Raw genomic sequence first — 18,083 nt, 5'->3', positions numbered from 1 at the left:
ATTACCCTAAATCAGTTGAACCATGCTTCTTCGACTTGAAGACGAGCGGCGTTGTATTGTGGAAATAATGTGAGCTGGGATGAAGGTATCTCATCAAACTTTGCCGTTTTCTGAAACTGTGCAAGTGCAGCAGCGCCCGTCGGATCCGAGTCTGCGTTGAGCAATGTATCTTTAACGGTCTGTTTTACCTCTGTTGGTAGGTCGTTTCTGATAACCATGACACTACGAGGAACACTTTCTGTACGATAGAAAATTTTCATGGTCGACTTTATATGTTGAGGCATATCTCCCAAATCGTCCCAATTAGCGTTAGAGAAAGCGGCCGCATCTACTTGAGAACGATAGACCCAGGTTGATAACGAGATTTCATCTGCTTTACGAAGAACGTCCCCTGTCAGTACGACACCAACTTTATCTTTTAGAACTGGAGTAAAGGAGCTCGCGAAACGTGTAGGGGCTAGATGATGTTCACTTAGTGTTTTCATCGGCAAGTAAAACCCGGAGGTCGAGCTTTGGTCTTCTAAAGCAATAGTTTTCCCGGTTAGATCGGACAATGAATTGATATCGCTGTCTTTGCGGGCAAAAAACACGGTGTGGTATTCAAATTCACCTTTTTTCCAACGTCGAAGAATAATTTCACCATTATGTTCGCTTTGTAAAGCGAGTGCAGCAAACAGAGTTTCAGATACCAGATCTATTTCTCCAGAATCTAACCATTGTCCGAGCTCTAATGCCGATTTGGTTACCTTGACCTCGGCTTTCGTATACCCATATTGACGGAGGTTGTCAGCCAAGTACCTGGCAAGTGGCGCAGAGAAACCAATATGCTTTCGGGCTTTGCTACTGAGTACCCCTATAGTGAATGTTTTACCATCCTCTATACTGTTCCCTGCGTTAGTATTGGCACTGACGATAGTAATGCCAAATACAAACTGAGAAATCAGTAGTCCTAATAACAACTTTAAGCGCATTAATAACTAACCCTTACACAATAGTGCTAAACCTATACTAGTCGATTTGATCTTGAAATCGAGTTTAATCACTGACTTAGGTATACCCTAATCGACCAGCTTAGTTGCTCTACATTACATTAAGTAATGGGGAGCGCAAACCAGCGCTCGGTGCTCTATTGATTGAAATATAGTCGTTCTGTTGCAGTAAATACAGACGAAGTAAACATTGCAGAAATACTAGCACATTCATTAACTTAATGAATGTATTTATATGTATTGCTGGATGATTTAAAGCGCGAATTTAGCGAAGTGTGATTATCTGCTAGAATCCTGAGTTAATTATTCGCCCTTGTTGCCGATAACGAATAACAAGCATTAGATAAAATGGGTCAGTTGTGAAAAAGGTAGTGGTTATTGTATTAGCGGTCGTAACGCTAGTATTAGCTGGTCTTGGTATTGCTTATTATCTGGGCTATCTCAATCAAGATGAGACAGAAGCGATTGTGCCTCGAACACATCCTGATATACAGAATACAAGCGATGATTCGCCTTCTGAAATTGTTGTTGAACAACCCAGTCCGCCTCCTTTACCAGAATATTATTTTGTGGCGAGATCATTCGAGAACGTCCTTACTCAACCCGATCTCGCCTCTGCACCTGATGGTGTGGCGTACTATGGTGAAAAGTTGAAAGTTCTTGAGAGAGAGGGTGAGTGGATACGCATCGCGCCTATTTATCAACTCGAAGAAGGGGCAGAAGAAATATCTCAGTGGGTAAATACAAAGCACCTAGTGACTAAAGAGGTTAACCTGAGTGGCGAGCGTTGGTTAAATGTCTTAACGGACTACATCGAAGGCAGTGACGACTTTATGCTCTATCAAGAAAAATTCTTTGATGCTTCCACTAAACTGGTGAAGCAAAAGCGATGTCGATTGTCTGATTTTGAAGAACTAAGTGGTTGGGTAAAATCGATCAATCATCAAGACAGTGTTTATTTTACCTACTGTGGTGGGATTGAATCGGAGAATAAAGTTTATTTGAATGTCGCGACAGGAGAGTTATTTTAATCTGCTGCGATAAGAATATTACCACCAATAGTTTAATAGTCGTCCTGTTCCCGTTCTGCATTACGGGCCATCTCTTTAGCATACTGTTTGAGGCGCTTAAGAGCGGTGAGGTCGCCTCTCTCGATATGCTCTATGGGCGCGTAACCGTTTAAGTTTTTGGCATTGTTTCTGACATTAATGAAGTTGTTGATGAAATGAGAGCTTTCGAACGCGTTACGCAGTAGACCATCAATTTCAACCACTAAGTGAACTCGCTCAAGTGTTGAAGGACCAATAGGGACAGTGGCAGGCGTAACTTTTAAGCGAGCATGCTGCTCAGGCGAAATTTCTAAAATGGCTTCTGTCTGTAAATTAGATGCACCCCATCCATCGAGTACGTTTAATGCGTACTTTACTAAGGTCAATTTTTCATTTTGTGACAGTTCCATTGTCATTCCTTTCTATCGTTACTCTTTGACTATAGTTTGCGACATTTATTACCTCAACATGAAGTAAACGGATTCTAATATTCGATTTAGTATTTTTTATTTGTCTTTGAGGCAACATAGGCAGATAATGCAGATCTTGGTGTCATGAGGCTAGTTTTTTTGTCTAAGTTCTATTTGCAGTTTATCGTTTCTCTGGTTGTTGCGTTTTTCGCTCCGCTAGGTGTTGCTGCGTCTGAATCGGCAAATCCACAGAACTCATCTTCTGGTATTTCTCTATGGGAAGATCAAGCTTCACTTGGTGTTTCAACCAGACTTGGCCAGACAACCAGACAAAACCCAACTCCTCAAAAGCCGAAATCAAAGTCTTTTGGCGACCACGATGCTAAGGCGATACTCACCGTCTGGCGTTGGACTGGCAACAACAATGAGAACCATGAATTAGAAACGCCTACTTATAGTGTGGTGTTCGATTATAGTTGTACTGGCCAACAAGAGTTGCGCAGTGCTGCCGTTAATGAAGCGCTGATAACCCCTTTCTTCCTTAATTATGTCCAAAGCAACCACCGTATCAGTGGTTGGAAAGATGGCAACACGCTCTACGTTTTCCTGAATACCCAATACGCATAGTTCGTTTTTAACCGTAAATCTATCCACCTCTACTCCAATGTAATACATGGAGAATAGTAGGTGTGCTTATCTTTATCTGTATTAAAAGTTCAGCATAACGCTGAGGGAAAACTATGCGTAAAAAGCCTCAACCGAGAGCAGTATTAAACAAATACTCTACTTGGAAATATATCGTTCTTGTCGTGACCTGTGTGGTCTTGACTCTAAGTGCTTTACCGTCTTGGTACGGCGAGAAGCCTGCTATTGAGCTGAAAGTGAGCGAGCACAACGAGCATTTAAACTCGGTATTCAAAATCAATTCCTTACTACATGACGACGGCATCAAACCAGAATCCGTCAGCATGGAAAACAATGTCGCTCAACTTGTATTTGACAATGAAGCGGAGCAAACCAAGGCTCGAAATGCCCTTGGTGAGTGGGTGAGTAAGGATGACAGCATGTCCTACTCTTACACATCAGTCGCACCCGAATGGCTCCAAACGATGGGCTTTACTCCAATTAAACTTGGTTTGGACTTACGCGGTGGCGTTCAATTCTTATTGAACGTTGACGTAGACCAAGCAGTTTCTGAGCAGCGTGATGCAGTGGTCGATGAGATTAAGCAAGACTTGCGTAAAGAACGTATCTTCGGTGTACAAGTACGCCCTGACACTGATACGGGCATTCGTGTTACTTCAAAAGACAGCGAAGGTGAGATTGCTGTTCGTAAGTTTGTGAATGCTAACTACCCAGAATGGCAAGCGAAGGGAGAAGGGGATGAGCTATCTATTAAGATGAAAGCTCAGAACTATGCAGATTTCCAAAATCTAACCATGCAGCAAAACCTTAAAATCATGCGCCAGCGTATTGAAGAATTAGGTATCACGGAAGCAATGGTTCAGCGTCAAGGCGAATCAGGTATTCGTATCGAACTTCCAGGTGTTCAAGACCCATCATTGGCAAAACGCGTGATTGGTGCTACTGCGAGTTTGGCTTTCCATGAAGTCAGCACGTCATCAAACCCGGTGTCTACACTTAAAGTGAAAGACGAACAAGGCAAACCGGTTACTTTGGTGAAGAAGCCAGTATTGACGGGTGAGCACATTGTTAATGCTCGCGTAGGTTTTGACCAAATGCATCGCCCTGAGGTTGATATCTCCCTCGACCATGCTGGTGGCAAAATGATGAGCGATTTCTCTGCAACGCACATCGGTAAGCCAATGGCGACGGTCTATCGCGAGTACGGTGTGGATGCACGAGGTGAAACTCAGCGCAATGAAAAAGTCATCAGTGTGGCAACCATTCAATCCCAATTGGGTAGTCAGTTCCGTATTACAGGTTCGGGTAACTTGGAAGAAGCTCAGCAACTAGCTCTGCTACTTCGTGCCGGCTCTCTGACAGCGCCTGTGACCATTGTTGAAGAGCGTACTATTGGCGCATCTCTCGGTGCGGAAAATATCCAAAATGGCTTTGCAGCTTTAGCATTAGGCATGGGACTAACTCTGACCTTTATGGCGCTTTGGTATCGTCGATTAGGTTGGGTAGCTAATGTGGCGTTGGTGCTAAATATGAGCTGTTTGTTAGGGCTAATAGCACTGGTGCCGGGTGCCATCTTAACGCTTCCGGGTATTGCTGGTTTAGTACTTACAGTCGGTATGGCGGTAGATACCAATGTACTTATTTTTGAACGTATCAGAGATAAATTGGCGGAAGGGCGTAGCTTTGCTCAAGCAATAGACCAGGGTTTCAACTCTGCAGTGGCAACCATTATGGATGCAAATATCACCACCATGATTACGGCGGTTATTCTATATGCCATTGGTAATGGTCCGATTCAAGGGTTCGCATTAACGCTAGGCCTTGGTCTGCTAACAAGCATGTTCACGGGCATTTTCGCATCGCGTGCAATTATTAATTTGAAGTGGGGACGAGACACTCGTCGTGAGGTGAGGGTTTAATCATGAAAAACTTCTTTAAAACTAATATTCGTTCCATTCGATATTTTACTAATGTGCTTTCCATTGCTTTGGTCGTGATTTCGATCATCGCCGTTGGAATGAGAGGATTGAACTTCGGTTTGGATTTTACCGGTGGCGTTGTATCAGAGGTGCAACTGGCATCAAATACCAGCCAAAATGAACTGAAACAGACACTAGAACCCGTTTTAGGCGATGGCATTACAGTTACCCAGTCAGGAGAAGAAGGGCGCTGGACTATTCGTTATGCTGCAGACCAAGGTGCAGCGAAACACAATGAGTTCAAAGAAACGCTGCTAAAGGCATATCCAGGTTCTACCATTGTCAGTGACAGTATTGTTGGTGCTCAGGTTGGTCAAGACCTTTATGACCAAGGCGGTTTGGCGCTGTTAGTTTGTTTGCTTTGTATCTTAGGCTACTTGAGCTTCCGATTCGAATGGCGTTTGGCTAGTGGCGCATTAGCGGCACTTCTGCATGATGTCATTTTAGTGTTGGGCTTTTTTGCGTTGACTCAGATGGAGTTTAACCTCACGGTTTTCGCTGCGATCTTAGCCATCTTGGGCTACTCGCTCAATGACTCGATTATTATTGCCGACCGTATTCGTGAAATCCTGAAGTTGCGTCCAAATGAGCAAACTGCTGATGTGAGTGACCAAGCAGTTATAGCGACGTTTGCGAGAACAATGGTGACTTCTGGTACTACTCTGATTACCGTTGCTGCACTTTGGTTATTGGGCGGTGATGCATTGCAAGGCTTCGCTACGGCAATGTTTATTGGTATTTTCTCCGGCACTTGGTCATCAATCTCAATGGGTACCGTTATCCCAGAATGGTTGCACTTAGAATCGAAACATTACCAACCGATAGAAATAGATACAGCACCTTAGAAAGTTTTTGCAATTGCATACGAAAAACCGCCAGTATTTGGCGGTTTTTTCTTTGGTTCTCAGTTAAGTTTCTTAACTGAGATACTTACTTTCATCCACATCATCAATCTGCGTAGGGGCCAGGAATCGCTTCGAGTACGTCATGTATACGCGACTCTTAATGAATAATTGGAATACTTCCATGTCAACGTGCTCTTCCAGAGCCATCTTATGTAAAATATCCAAAGACTCACTGATGGTTTTAGCTTTCTTGTAAGGTCTATCTGCAGCTGTAAGTGCCTCAAAAATATCCGCAACGGCTAAGATACGCTCTGGGATTGACAACTTGTCTCCGGTTAAACGTCTAGGGTAGCCATCTCCTCTCATTGTTTCATGGTGAGTGGTAGCAATTCGTTCCACGTTTTTGAGATCTTCAGGAAAAGGGATACTGCTCAGCATCTTGATACCAGCAATCATATGTTCGTTAATTTTAAAGCGCTCTTCTTGCGTCAATGTTCCTCTTGAAATGGAGAGATTATAGATCTCGCCAAGATTATATAGGTGTTCAGGAACGTTCATATTGATGCCTAGCTTTTCATCTAGCTCGTAGTCTGCAGAGCGAGTGATGATATGCTCTGGTCTATCGCTAAGTAGTGGCTCGCAAGCAGGCGACCTCGTTTCTGCAGATAGACGTTGTTCTTCTAACGGTGACAAACCAAGGTAACGGTCAAAGTGGCTGGTCCAGGTTTGTTTGCCTATTTCGACAATGCGAACTTTGTCTTGCTCATTAATAAACTCGTTTCCAACATTTAATTGTGCAATGAAGCTAAACTGCTCTAGGAGTTCTTCTTGACGTTGCTTTAGGTTTTGTTTCGCATCAGTGGCCAAGTTTGGCTGCTCTAACTGAATGTTTAGCGCTGTAATTTCAGCATCGCGCCATAACACTTCAAATCGAGTTCGAATTTCATGAATTCGGTTATAGTTAGTTTCCAATTTGGTTCCTTTATCGACCACATACTCTGGTGTGGTGATTTTTCCGCAATCGTGCAACCAAGCAGCAATGCGAAATTCTCTGCGTTTGGCTTCGTTTTCAAACTCAAATGATTCAAAGATGCCGTCGTTCGATTGCTCTGCAGCGTCGCTAAGGAGGAACGCAAGCTCAGGGACTCGTAAACAGTGTGCGCCTGTGTAAGGCGATTTCTCATCGACGGCACGCGCGATAAGCTGAATGATTGCCTCAATAAATGCATCCTGCGAGCGCTGAAATGCATCTAAAGACTGCGACATATCATAGATAGCATGAGATAACTCATTCACCTCCCGCACAGAACTGTTGAACGCCTTCACTTTATTATATTGGCGGTGTTTAATTCGCTTGGTTTGCAGTAGTAATTTCTTAATCGGACTGGACATCGGAGTGCTGATACGCCACACAAGAGGAATCATGATAACGAGTGCAGCTAAGGTCCAGAGAGAGCTATTGATAATGTACTGGTAGGCACTACCTAGAAGTTTCTTTTCCGGTATGGTGAGTACGAAATATTCTTGGGGTGTGTCGTTAACTTCAGTGATATAAACAAAGTGCTTTTGTCCCTTCATATCGACAGAGGAGATCTTTTCATGGAAGCTTGGATCTTCCAGCATAGATAGCAGCCGATTTGAAGGAATATGGCTAGTGTGGTGTTGGTCGCTATTCAGCCATTTGTCTGCTAACACGGTACGCACTTTCTCCTGATCAAGATAGGTTAGCGCTTGATTAATCAGTTCTATGTACGGCTTAAGTTGCTCATTAGCAATAAAAACGAAGTCAGTTGGAAACGCTGGATGTTTTTTTAACGACTGAGTCTTCAAGTCATAGCTAATTAGTTTTTCGACTTTACTTTTGATTACAGGTGCGACATCAACAATACCTACAATTTTCTGGGTCTGTACATCTTCGAACGCTTCATCATAAGTATCGTAGGCATAAACGGTAATACTTGGGTAATCTTTTCTCAACTGCTCGACAATAGACCAACCACCAAGGAAGCCGACTGTTCTGCCTTTGAGGTCATCCCACGATGCTATATGTGGTGCGCTTTTATGTGTAGCAATGGCGTACTCAAGAGAATATAGGATGTCACTTTCGATACTGTGGTCAGAGACATTACTATCACTAGCAATAGATTGCAGAATATCAATTTTGCCCAGACGAAAGTCGTTAACGAGTTCCTGCCAACTTCGACCATTGATGTACTCAAACTGTAGTCCGGTGGCATCAGAGATTAGCGTGAATAAGTCGATGGCAAGTCCGTCCGGATTGCCAACCACAGTAAAATCGATAGGCTCCCAATCTAATTGATTTGATACTTTGAGCACCGGTGAGTTGATAACAAGATCAAGCTGTGTATTTGTTAGTGGCATTTTATCGATGAAGGGCAGGCTATTTGCCGTGTCTAATATAGTATTGGTGCCAATAATCCGACCCTCACCATCCGTTATGTAAGCATCTGCTCCCTCCAGCGCGACATTATCAGACAAGCTATCTTCAAAGTGTTCATTTAGTGAAGCGAGAGCAATATCGACGCCAATGACAGCGTTGAGGCTCGGTATCTTACGAGAAAATGTCTGGCCAGTGACTCGTAGGTTGTGAAAGAGATAAGGTGTGGTTTTATAGACCTCTTCTTCAGAGGCACGTGTGTACCATCCCCTTTGTGTTGGGTAAAAAATACTGACTTCTTCTTGCTCTCTACTGAGTTCAAAATTATCGAAGTAGAATCGTGTGCGCTTGACCCGCTTTCCGTCGATATCATTGGAATGTTCTATAACCATCCAAGATTCGCCTTCAAGTAGGTTCAATTTATCGGAGATGTATTTAGGTTTCAGGTTGATGAGTTGAAGAAAGTCATCATTATCAAATCCGATATAAATGCTATGGATAAATGGGTTACCGAGAAATGTGGCTCCAAACAGCTCAATTAGTTCCGAAGGACTCTTTTCGCTTAACTGGGTACTCAATAGGTATCCCAGTTGAACCGCAGATTGCTCTCCGACTTGATCGATCTGTTCCAATCGCTGTGAGACCAATGACGAAATCAACTGATAGTTTGCTAGGGCATGGTTGACTTCGCGTTCTTTAGTCAGTGAATAAATGACGGTAGCCGAAATTAAGGCTGTAGCTGTGATAGCGAGAGTAAACAGTAACGCTACAACACGGCGTATGGAGAGTTTGCTAGATGTTTTGTTTTTCTTGGACATGACCACTGACACTTTCTACAACAGAAGGATAGCGTGAGCTTTAATAAGCTGATTCTACTCTATTTGTTTCATTTTATTGGAGTAAATTAACTATAGTAGAAATCATGTGGTTAAGAGGGGAAAAATAAAAAGCCCCGCATGAGCGGGGCTAAAAGCTTTATTGCTGTTTGTCTTTACCGAGAGACAACAACCATATCGAAACGGCTGCGACTCCAACGAATCCCGACAAAATGATGACTGGCATTGCAGCATAACCTAGTACGTGCCAAATCACCGATTCTAATGTACTCATTCAGTGCTCCTTATTGCCAGCCTTCCACACCTTTCATATCAGGCAGTTTGTGTGCGATACCTTTGTGGCAATCAACACAAGTTTTATCGCCAGACGCTAATGCAGTAGAGTGCTGCTGCACGCTTCGTGGGCCTTGCTCGGAAAAGTCCATGTAATCAAATTCATGACAGTTACGACACTCAAGGGAGTCATTGGCTTTGAGTCGAGCCCATTCTCTTTCAGCTAGGTGTCCACGTCGTGCTTGGAACTTCTCAGGAGTATCGATGGTTTTCAACACATAATGTGCAAACAACTCTTTCGAAGCTTGAACCTTACGAACAATTTTGTCTGTCCAGTTGTGAGGAACGTGACAGTCAGAGCAGATTGCACGAACACCAGAGCGGTTCGAATAGTGAATTGTCTCTTGGATTTCAGCAACAATTGGTGCGTGACATCCAGAACAGAATTCTTCAGTATTCGTTGCTTCCATACCCGTGTTGAAAGCACCCCAAAATAGCAGACCGCCGGCGAAACCAAGGAATAGCACAACACCAGCTGCTGCTTTACTTGGTGACTTTAAACGAGTCCAAAACGCTTTAAGAAATTTCATATATAGCCTCTCTTAATACTTCGTGGCTATTCAGTACGCAATGAATCTACGCGCTCAAACTCGTTACCTACTAGCGGTTGTGCATCAACCTGAGGAACGTGGCACTGCAAGCAGAAATAACGACGAGGGGAAACGTCCGCTAAAACAGCATCTTCACGGTTCATATAGTGAGTTACGCTGATTTTAGTCGCACCTGCTTCTTTCGCGTTTTTCCAGCTATGGCAAGCCAAGCATTTGTTTGCGTTAAGCGATACTTCATAGTTGCGAATTTGATGAGGGATCAGTGGAGGCTGATACACGTAATCACTCTCAATCACTTGGTCTTTAGGAATATGTTTGAAGTCATCCGCTGGGCGTGTGTCTTCAAGGTTACTACTACCACGAAGTGAATCTAGACCACCAGTTCCACCCGGGTTATTCAATTCTGCTTGCGCAACACCTGCAATCAGTGCACCAACAGAGAGAATAGCGACAATCAGTTTTTTCATTTTGTTATCTCCGCCTTAAGGCTAATTCTTCGGAGGCACTTCTATTGAAGCAGCCACGTTTCAATATTGTCTCTGTTAAGCCACTTTCGTGATTTTCACAGGGCACTTCTTGAAGTCTGTCTGTTTAGACAGAGGGTCAGTCGCATCAAGAATCAACTTGTTGATTAGGATACGAGCATCGAAGAATGGTACGAATACCAAACCTTTTGGCGGACGGTTACGGCCACGAGTCTCAACACGTACACGTACTTCACCACGTTTATTAGCCATCACTACTTCATCACCACGGCGAAGGCCACGAGACTTAGCATCTTCAGGGTGGATATAACACACTGCATCTGGCACGGCTTTGTACAGTTCAGGTACCCGGCGAGTCATTGTACCTGTATGCCAGTGCTCAAGAACACGGCCAGTACATAGCCATAGGTCGAATTCTTCATCTGGCACTTCTGGTGGCGCTTCATACGGTGCTGAAATAATCAGAGCTTTACCGTCTGGTTTACCATAGAAGTCCCAACCAGAACCTGCTTTCGCATATGGATCTGAGCCTTCTTTGTAACGCCACAATGTTTCTTTGCCATCAACAACCGGCCAACGTAGACCACGAACTTGATGATAAACATCGTATGGAGCCAAATCGTGACCATGACCACGACCAAATGCCGCGTACTCTTCGAACAGGCCTTTTTGAACGTAGTATCCGAAGTGGTGAGCATCATCGTTAAGCTCACGAGCTTCTTCGATAGGGTACTTATCAACTTGGCCGTTCTTGAACAGCATGTCGTACATGGTTTTACCGCGGTACTCTGGCGCTTTTGCAAGTAGTTCTTCTGGCCACACTTCTTCCATCTTGAAGCGTTTAGAGAACTCCATTAACTGCCACAAGTCTGACTTAGCTTCACCAACGGTCTCAACTTGTTGATACCAAGCTTGCGTACGACGTTCTGCGTTACCATAAGCGCCTTCTTTTTCAATCCACATCGCTGTAGGAAGAATGAGGTCAGCCGCTTGTGCAGTCGCTGTTGGGTATGGGTCAGAACATACGATGAAGTTTTCAGGGTTACGGTAACCTGGAAGACGTTCAGTATTGATGTTTGGACCAGCTTGTAGGTTGTTGTTACATTGAATCCAGTAGCAGTTCAATACTCCATCATGAAGCATTCGGTCTTGTAACACCGCATGGAAGCCTGGTTTTGGTGGAATAGTCCCTTCTGGAAGCTTCCACTCTTTCTCGGCAATCGCACGGTGCTTAGGATTTGCTACAACCATGTCTGCTGGTAGACGGTGCGCAAAGGTACCAACCTCACGGGCTGTACCACATGCTGATGGCTGACCTGTTAGTGAGAATGGGCTGTTACCCGGAGTTGCGATCTTACCGGTTAGTAGGTGGATGTTATAAACTAGACCATTCATCCATACACCACGAGTATGTTGGTTCATACCCATAGTCCAAAGAGACATAACCTTAACGTTTGGATCAGCATATTGCTTAGCAAGCTCAATCAACTTCTCTGGTTCAACACCAGATATTTCAGAAGCTTTTTCTACAGTGTAAGGTGCGACAGAGGCTTTGTATTGTTCAAACGTAATGTCTGACATTTTGCCTGAGTTCGGGTGAGCCGCTGCTTTTTGCAGTGGATCATCGTCACGCAGACCGTAACCGATATCAGTTTCAGCTTGCTTGAAGTTGGTGTGCTTGTTAACAAAGTCCCAGTTCACTGCATCGTTTTGAATGATGTAGTTCGCGATAAAGTTTGCAATAGCAAGGTCAGACTGAGGGTTGAAAATGTAACCGTGGTCAGCAAGCTCAAACGAACGATGGTAGTACGTAGAAAGTACGTTTACACGAACATGTGGGTGGCTTAAGCGACGGTCAGTGATACGAGTCCAAAGAACTGGGTGCATCTCTGCCATGTTAGAACCCCAAAGTACGAACGCGTCCGCATTTTCGAAGTCGTCGTAACAACCCATTGGTTCATCGATACCAAAAGCACGCATGAAACCAACTACCGCTGACGCCATACAGTGACGTGCGTTAGGGTCAATGTTGTTTGAACGGAAGCCCGCTTTCATCATCTTAGCTGCAGCATAACCTTCCATAACGGTCCATTGGCCTGAGCCAAACATACCGATACTTGTTGGGCCTTTCGCTTTTAGTGAAGCTTTCCACTTCTCAGCCATAATATCGAACGCTTGGTCCCAAGAAATTGGAGTGAAGTCGCCGTCTTTATCAAATTTGCCATCTTTCATACGAAGTAGTGGCTGAGTTAGACGGTCATTTCCGTACATAATCTTAGAGAGGAAGTAACCCTTGATACAGTTTAGACCCTTGTTTACTGGCGCCTCTGGGTCACCTTGGGTTGCAACAACTTTACCGTTTTGCGTCCCTACCAGTACAGAACAGCCTGTACCACAGAAACGACAAGGAGCTTTATCCCAGGTAATTTTTGTTTGGTCGGAGCTAGCAATCAGGTTGGTAGCCGATGCAGGAAGGGTAATACCCGCTACCGCTGCCGCTGATGCCGCTGCGTTTGCTTTCACAAACGCACGTCTTGTCATTTTCATACTTCACCCTCTAATTGGGAATGGTTACTTCCAGTGTTATTTTCATCGTCATCTAACCCGTGCTCGATTTGGTGATAAACCAAGGCCGCGTTAAGGACATTCGGTAGGTTGTTGATAGCGTCAATTGTGTCGGTGACGAAACCCTGATTCTCGGTTTCCAGAACAACAATAATCTTGCCGTCCTCGCTGTCTCCGTAGATCTCCGCGTTATCGAATTGTTCGATTTGCGCTTTGATTTCTGCAAGGTGCTCAGCCTTGCAATGTACTACCAAACTAGAAATGTGCACTTCGTTTAGTGACATAAATCTTTTTCTCTTGTTTTATTTTAATTTTGCTTCGAACTAGACATTACTCACCGAGATAGAAGAACTCGGACATACAGAAACACATGCTCCACATCCGTTACAGTTCCCTAACTCTAATTGGGGTAAAGCGACACCGCCCACTCTTAACTTGAAAGTGATAGCCATAGTTTCACAACTATCACCACAACTACGGCACTCGATGTTGTTTTGCGCTAAACATTGAGTGTCGATCTCTGCTTTTGCGTTCCAAGGTGTGGCGTCCCTATCATTAAATATAGGCTCTGGACAGATTTCTGCACACTTGTAACAAAACGTACATTCATCAATTGAGAAGTTGACCGCAGGATAGCCACCATCACCGCTCTTGATAATTTGCGTTTCACACACGTTAATGCATTTACCACAACGAGTGCATTGGTCGGTGAACGTTGCTAAATCCTTTACCCAAGGGAGCCTAGCTTGCTTAGTATTGATCTGCTTTCTTGTGAAAAAGCGACGCTTGGAAATATCAACCATTCATCTCACCAATAAAAACTGTCTACAGAAAGTCTAGTTCAAAAAATCTGTTAACAATCTTTAATTTACATTCATATAAATTGTAAGTTTGGACATAATTGGATAAATACCTCTTAGGGGTTAAATAGGGGCCATCCTTGTTTTGGATCAATAAATTACCGACAATAGATAGCGATAGTGTGAGTCCGGTTTTCGGTACTTATGAATAGATTGAAACAAGTGAAGTGAGATTAGTGAGTCATGAAGAAGCCGAATAAATCTGTAACCGGCACAATAGCGAAAGCAATGATACTCATCTTGTTGCTTTCCTTAGCAACAACGAACTTTGCTATTTTGACGTTAGCATCTAGTTTAAACGATGCTGAAGCCGTCAACGTTTCCGGTTCGATGCGAATGCAGAGTTATCGATTAGCCTATGATATGCAATCAGATTCGCCACTCTATTATTTACATGTCGAGCAGTTTGAGCGTTCCCTTTATTCTCCTTCAATGAAAGCCCTGCAGTCATGGGATGTACCTGAGAAAATCACGCAGGATTATTACAATCTCATTATCCGTTGGCATGAACTCAAATCTGTACTGTCCAGTGATGATAGAGAACAGTATCTATTGCTAGTCGCTGATTTTGTGGACCGTATAGACTTGTTTGTATTGGAGCTTCAAGAGCATTCCGAAAACAAGTTAATCCGTTTGGCATGGGCTGGCGGAGTTGGTTTAGGCGGAATTCTACTGGTGGCCGTGTATGTTGTACTGTTTGTAAGAAAGCAAATTGTTCGACCTTTGGGGCAGCTAATTTCTGCCAGTGAACAGATTCAGAACCGTTCGTTTGATGTCGAGGTTGATGTTCGTTCTGACAATGAACTCGGGATCTTAGGTAACGCATTTAGAAATATGGCCAAAGATCTTGGCAAGTTATATCGTGGATTAGAACAAGCGGTAAATGAAAAAACCCATAAGCTTCAACATGCACACCAATCACTGCAAGTGCTTTATCAATCGTCACAAGAACTAACAGCAACGAGAATTTCCCATGAGAACTTCCGAGCCATATTAACTTATATCTACAGTGTTGAAGGAATTTCAGCGGTAGAAATCAAAGTTTCTGAGGTGGAAGGTAATCCTTGGATTGCTACGGAAGGTACTTTCAATGGGAAAGCGGAACGGGTAAGGCCATTGCACTTGGATGGTGAAGAACTGGGCCAACTCAGATATCAAGTAGGCTTGCCTTGCCCAGATGAAAAATTAATAGATAACTTCGTTCAAATTTTATCGCGAGCGATTTACTACAACAAAGCTCAACGTCAAACCGAACAGATTATATTAATGGAAGAGCGGGCGACGATTGCCAGAGAGCTTCACGATTCACTCGCTCAGTCACTGTCTTACTTAAAAATTCAGGTTACACTACTAAACCGTTCTATTTCTAAGGAATTAACTGACTCGTCATCAAGTCGCTCTCAACTAGTGTTGAATGACATACGTGAGGGATTGGATAACGCCTACGTTCAGTTGCGAGAATTGCTGACGACTTTCCGACTATCGATTAAAGAAGGGACGTTTGGTGAAGCAATTACTGAGATGCTTCATCAATTGGATGAACAAACTGAGGCTGAGATAGAACTCGATAATCAAATGTCGTCTTTGGAGTTAGGAGCAAACGAACAAGTCCATATCTTACAACTTATTCGTGAGGCCGTACTTAACGCGATGAAGCACGCACAGGCCTCATTTATAAAAGTGACTTGTTTCGAAGATGAAAATGCCCTTGTTACTGTTAAAATAAAAGACGATGGTGTAGGGTTCGACCAAAATATACAGAAATTAGACCATTATGGTATGAGCATTATGAAAGAGCGTGCAGCTCGACTTAATGCAGAACTTGCTATAAATTCCGCCGAAAACGATGGTTGTGAGGTGGTATTAACGTTTCAAAGAAGTAAGGAGCCACTAAGTGAGCGAATGTAAAGTCATGTTAGTCGACGACCACCCTTTAATGAGGCGTGGTATTGGACAGTTACTCAGCTTTGAAGACGATTTTGGGATTGTTGCGGAAGCCAGCAATGGCTCGGATGCAATTGCGTTGGCAAAAGAACATGAACCTGACTTGATCTTACTCGATCTAAATATGAAGGGTATGTCAGGTTTGGATACGCTCAAAGCACTAAGAGAAGATGACTTTCAGGGACACATTGTCATTCTTACCGTCTCTGATATTCCAGCGGATATCGATGCTTTAGTAAAAGCGGGTGCTGATGGGTATCTACTTAAAGATACCGAGCCAGATGAAATCATTGAACTGCTTCGTGGGCTGACATCAGGCAATAAAGCTTTCAGTTCTGCCATCGAGAAGTACCTTGAAGAGAGAGCCAATACCAGTGATGTTTTCGCGACACTGACTGAGCGTGAAATGCAGATTCTTCAAGAGGTAGCGAAAGGGTTTAGAAACAAGCAAATTGCCGACCGACTGTTCATTTCTGAGTCAACGGTTAAAGTGCACATGAAGAGTTTGCTGAGAAAGTTGCAAGTCCCTTCAAGAACTGCAGCCACCATTCTTTACTTAGAGCGCTTTGGTGAAATTAAGTAGTCATGGCGTAGCTAAATTCTTGGTTGTAATGATAAAAAGGTCTAGCTCAAGCTAGACCTTTTTCGTGAAAACTAAAGAGTTTCACCGTTAGATTCAATGACTTTTTGATACCAGTAGAAGCTGTCTTTTTTGTAGCGTTTCAGTTCTTTTTCGCTTTCTTCATCACGGTCAACATACACGAACCCATAACGCTTCGCATAGCCGTTTAACCAACTGAACAAGTCCTGATAAGACCAAGTACAGTAACCAATAACTTCACAACCATCGTCAATCGCATCTCCAATTGCTTCTACGTGCGCTTTTAGAAAGTCAATGCGGTAGTCATCATGAACTTTGCCATCTTCCGTTAGTGTGTCATAAGCACCAAGACCGTTTTCGCTAATAAGAATTGGAAGGTTATAGCGTGATGTAATGCGGCGAAGGGCGACGCGCAGTCCCTCAGGATCAATGGCCCAGTTCCAATCAGTCATTTTTAGATGTTCGTTATCAGCGCGTACGTAGTATTTGTCTGTTGGGATAGCCGCAACATCGGAAACCACAGAGACTTGAGCAGCATTACCTGTTTGAGCGGTCTCAGCCTTATTTTCTGGAGCAACAAACGTAGCGGACTGATAGTAGTTTAGTCCCATGAAGTCGCAGATACCGGCTTTTAGCAGCTCTTTGTCACCATCTTGAAAGTCGATATGAATACCAAGTTGCTCTAGAAGCTTAAGGCCAATCTTTGGATATGTGCCCTTTGCGTAGACATCCATCCAAAGCAAATCTTGGATTTCTTGTGCGTTTTCAGCTGCGATGACATCTTCTGGAGAAGCAGTTTTAGAGTAGGTCGGACTATAAGCGAAGCTCGCTCCGATCTGACCCGGCAGGCCCATTTCCTTAAATCGTTTTACCGCATTAGCATTTGCAAGACTTGCAATGTGGTTAGCATTAATAAAACGCTGATAATCGGAAACCTTTGGCGGATGGATTTTTTGAACATAGCCAAGACTAGTAAAGATGTTTTGCTCGTTCATACAAACCCAGTACGGTACTTTTTCACCGTACTCGGTAAACAGGACTTCACAATATTTGGTAAAGTCAGCCAGAATCTTACGGCTTTCCCAACCTTGGTATTCATCTTGTAGGGCTTGAGGAAGATCCCAATGGTAGATTGTTAGGATCGGTGTGATACCACATTCGATAAGTTTATCAATAACGTTGTGATAGAACTCGATGCCTTTAGGATTAATAGTACGGCCATCAGGCATGATGCGAGTCCAAGCGACTGAAAAGCGATAAGCTTTTAATCCCATTTCGCGCATCAACTCAATATCTTCTTCGTACTTATGGTAGAAGTCGATCGCTACTTCCCCCGTGGTGTCTTTGAATGTGTTGCCAGGTACACGAGAGTAGACGTCCCAAATGGAGTCACCTTTACCGTCTAAGTTAGCTGCGCCTTCAATCTGATACGCCGCAGACGCACTGCCCCATAGGAAATTCTCTTGAAATGCCATTATTACTCCAGTTTTAAATACTAATCTCTTTAACGTGATATTATTAAAACCATATGGTTTTACAAATATGTCTGCTCAATATGGTGATTCTGATCACTTTTATTGGCGATTTGTGATG

16 protein-coding genes are annotated in these 18,083 nt (G+C 43.5%); 6 read left to right on the top strand and 10 right to left on the bottom strand.

Going from position 1 to position 18,083, the window contains the following annotated elements:
- Window positions 1–11 precede the first annotated feature (11 nt).
- Window positions 12–971: a phosphate/phosphite/phosphonate ABC transporter substrate-binding protein gene (locus HOP38_RS23095; protein ID WP_198559099.1), complete on the bottom strand. Its 960-nt coding sequence runs from the start codon at window positions 969–971 to the stop codon at window positions 12–14.
- Between the two features lie 377 nt (window positions 972–1,348).
- On the opposite strand from HOP38_RS23095, the gene HOP38_RS23090 reads away from it, so the two are divergent.
- The gene (locus HOP38_RS23090; protein WP_006069389.1) at window positions 1,349–2,020 is read left to right on the top strand and encodes an SH3 domain-containing protein; all 672 of its coding nucleotides are present in this window, start codon (window positions 1,349–1,351) and stop codon (window positions 2,018–2,020) included.
- Window positions 2,021–2,052: 32 nt separating this feature from the next.
- On the opposite strand, the gene HOP38_RS23085 is transcribed toward HOP38_RS23090, so the two are convergent.
- Window positions 2,053–2,448: a hypothetical protein gene (locus tag HOP38_RS23085; protein ID WP_006069390.1), complete on the bottom strand. Its 396-nt coding sequence runs from the start codon at window positions 2,446–2,448 to the stop codon at window positions 2,053–2,055.
- A gap of 159 nt (window positions 2,449–2,607) precedes the next feature.
- Here HOP38_RS23085 and HOP38_RS23080 point away from each other — a divergent pair, with 159 nt between their 5' ends.
- From HOP38_RS23080 to secF, 3 genes are all read left to right on the top strand, one after another.
- Window positions 2,608–3,075: a hypothetical protein gene (locus tag HOP38_RS23080; protein ID WP_006069391.1), complete on the top strand. Its 468-nt coding sequence runs from the start codon at window positions 2,608–2,610 to the stop codon at window positions 3,073–3,075.
- Window positions 3,076–3,188: 113 nt separating this feature from the next.
- Window positions 3,189–5,012, top strand: coding sequence for a protein translocase subunit SecD (gene secD / locus HOP38_RS23075; protein ID WP_006069392.1), 1,824 nt, complete (start codon window positions 3,189–3,191; stop codon window positions 5,010–5,012).
- A 2-nt stretch (window positions 5,013–5,014) separates the two neighbouring features.
- The gene (secF, locus tag HOP38_RS23070) at window positions 5,015–5,917 is read left to right on the top strand and encodes a protein translocase subunit SecF (RefSeq protein WP_006069393.1); all 903 of its coding nucleotides are present in this window, start codon (window positions 5,015–5,017) and stop codon (window positions 5,915–5,917) included.
- 72 nt (window positions 5,918–5,989) lie between these two features.
- Here secF and HOP38_RS23065 read toward each other — a convergent pair whose 3' ends face one another.
- From HOP38_RS23065 to napF, 7 genes are all read right to left on the bottom strand, one after another.
- Complete coding sequence (locus HOP38_RS23065) at window positions 5,990–9,133, bottom strand: HD domain-containing phosphohydrolase (RefSeq protein WP_198559098.1); 3,144 nt, start codon at window positions 9,131–9,133, stop codon at window positions 5,990–5,992.
- Between the two features lie 157 nt (window positions 9,134–9,290).
- Window positions 9,291–9,425 (bottom strand): TIGR02808 family protein, encoded by a 135-nt coding sequence (locus HOP38_RS23060; protein ID WP_006069395.1) that lies wholly within the window; start codon window positions 9,423–9,425, stop codon window positions 9,291–9,293.
- A 10-nt stretch (window positions 9,426–9,435) separates the two neighbouring features.
- Window positions 9,436–10,014 (bottom strand): NapC/NirT family cytochrome c, encoded by a 579-nt coding sequence (locus HOP38_RS23055; protein ID WP_006069396.1) that lies wholly within the window; start codon window positions 10,012–10,014, stop codon window positions 9,436–9,438.
- A 26-nt stretch (window positions 10,015–10,040) separates the two neighbouring features.
- Window positions 10,041–10,502 carry a nitrate reductase cytochrome c-type subunit gene (locus HOP38_RS23050; protein ID WP_006069397.1) on the bottom strand — a complete coding sequence of 154 codons (462 nt, stop codon included), beginning with the start codon at window positions 10,500–10,502 and terminating at the stop codon, window positions 10,041–10,043.
- Between the two features lie 75 nt (window positions 10,503–10,577).
- A complete protein-coding gene (gene napA / locus HOP38_RS23045) occupies window positions 10,578–13,067 on the bottom strand; it encodes a periplasmic nitrate reductase subunit alpha (RefSeq protein WP_124941316.1) in 2,490 nt (829 codons plus the stop codon).
- Window positions 13,064–13,369: a chaperone NapD gene (locus HOP38_RS23040; RefSeq protein ID WP_006069399.1), complete on the bottom strand. Its 306-nt coding sequence runs from the start codon at window positions 13,367–13,369 to the stop codon at window positions 13,064–13,066. Before HOP38_RS23040 ends, napA begins: the two co-directional genes overlap by 4 nt.
- Window positions 13,370–13,408: 39 nt before the next feature.
- Window positions 13,409–13,888, bottom strand: coding sequence for a ferredoxin-type protein NapF (napF, locus tag HOP38_RS23035; protein WP_198559097.1), 480 nt, complete (start codon window positions 13,886–13,888; stop codon window positions 13,409–13,411).
- 240 nt (window positions 13,889–14,128) lie between these two features.
- Here napF and narQ point away from each other — a divergent pair, with 240 nt between their 5' ends.
- Window positions 14,129–15,853: a nitrate/nitrite two-component system sensor histidine kinase NarQ gene (gene narQ / locus HOP38_RS23030; RefSeq protein WP_006069401.1), complete on the top strand. Its 1,725-nt coding sequence runs from the start codon at window positions 14,129–14,131 to the stop codon at window positions 15,851–15,853.
- The gene (locus HOP38_RS23025) at window positions 15,840–16,472 is read left to right on the top strand and encodes a response regulator (protein ID WP_006069402.1); all 633 of its coding nucleotides are present in this window, start codon (window positions 15,840–15,842) and stop codon (window positions 16,470–16,472) included. Before narQ ends, HOP38_RS23025 begins: the two co-directional genes overlap by 14 nt.
- A gap of 71 nt (window positions 16,473–16,543) precedes the next feature.
- On the opposite strand, the gene HOP38_RS23020 is transcribed toward HOP38_RS23025, so the two are convergent.
- The gene (locus HOP38_RS23020; protein ID WP_124941314.1) at window positions 16,544–17,965 is read right to left on the bottom strand and encodes a glycoside hydrolase family 1 protein; all 1,422 of its coding nucleotides are present in this window, start codon (window positions 17,963–17,965) and stop codon (window positions 16,544–16,546) included.
- Between the last annotated feature and the right edge of the window lie 118 nt (window positions 17,966–18,083).

This window comes from Vibrio mediterranei, assembly GCF_013364395.1.
In the GTDB taxonomy this organism is placed as follows: domain Bacteria; phylum Pseudomonadota; class Gammaproteobacteria; order Enterobacterales; family Vibrionaceae; genus Vibrio; species Vibrio mediterranei.
Note: the sequence above shows the minus strand (reverse complement) of the source record. Positions and strands in the feature narration are given on the sequence as shown.

What these genes read in the sequence shown, in the direction of transcription:
- HOP38_RS23095 (WP_198559099.1), bottom strand. Translation starts at nt 971, where the DNA reads ATGCGCTTAAAGTTGTTATTAGGACTACTGATTTCTCAGTTTGTATTT.
- HOP38_RS23085 (WP_006069390.1), bottom strand. Translation starts at nt 2,448, where the DNA reads ATGGAACTGTCACAAAATGAAAAATTGACCTTAGTAAAGTACGCATTA.
- secD (WP_006069392.1), top strand. Translation starts at nt 3,189, where the DNA reads ATGCGTAAAAAGCCTCAACCGAGAGCAGTATTAAACAAATACTCTACT.
- secF (WP_006069393.1), top strand. Translation starts at nt 5,015, where the DNA reads ATGAAAAACTTCTTTAAAACTAATATTCGTTCCATTCGATATTTTACT.
- HOP38_RS23065 (WP_198559098.1), bottom strand. Translation starts at nt 9,133, where the DNA reads ATGTCCAAGAAAAACAAAACATCTAGCAAACTCTCCATACGCCGTGTT.
- HOP38_RS23060 (WP_006069395.1), bottom strand. Translation starts at nt 9,425, where the DNA reads ATGAGTACATTAGAATCGGTGATTTGGCACGTACTAGGTTATGCTGCA.
- HOP38_RS23055 (WP_006069396.1), bottom strand. Translation starts at nt 10,014, where the DNA reads ATGAAATTTCTTAAAGCGTTTTGGACTCGTTTAAAGTCACCAAGTAAA.
- HOP38_RS23050 (WP_006069397.1), bottom strand. Translation starts at nt 10,502, where the DNA reads ATGAAAAAACTGATTGTCGCTATTCTCTCTGTTGGTGCACTGATTGCA.
- napA (WP_124941316.1), bottom strand. Translation starts at nt 13,067, where the DNA reads ATGAAAATGACAAGACGTGCGTTTGTGAAAGCAAACGCAGCGGCATCA.
- HOP38_RS23040 (WP_006069399.1), bottom strand. Translation starts at nt 13,369, where the DNA reads ATGTCACTAAACGAAGTGCACATTTCTAGTTTGGTAGTACATTGCAAG.
- napF (WP_198559097.1), bottom strand. Translation starts at nt 13,888, where the DNA reads ATGGTTGATATTTCCAAGCGTCGCTTTTTCACAAGAAAGCAGATCAAT.
- narQ (WP_006069401.1), top strand. Translation starts at nt 14,129, where the DNA reads ATGAAGAAGCCGAATAAATCTGTAACCGGCACAATAGCGAAAGCAATG.
- HOP38_RS23020 (WP_124941314.1), bottom strand. Translation starts at nt 17,965, where the DNA reads ATGGCATTTCAAGAGAATTTCCTATGGGGCAGTGCGTCTGCGGCGTAT.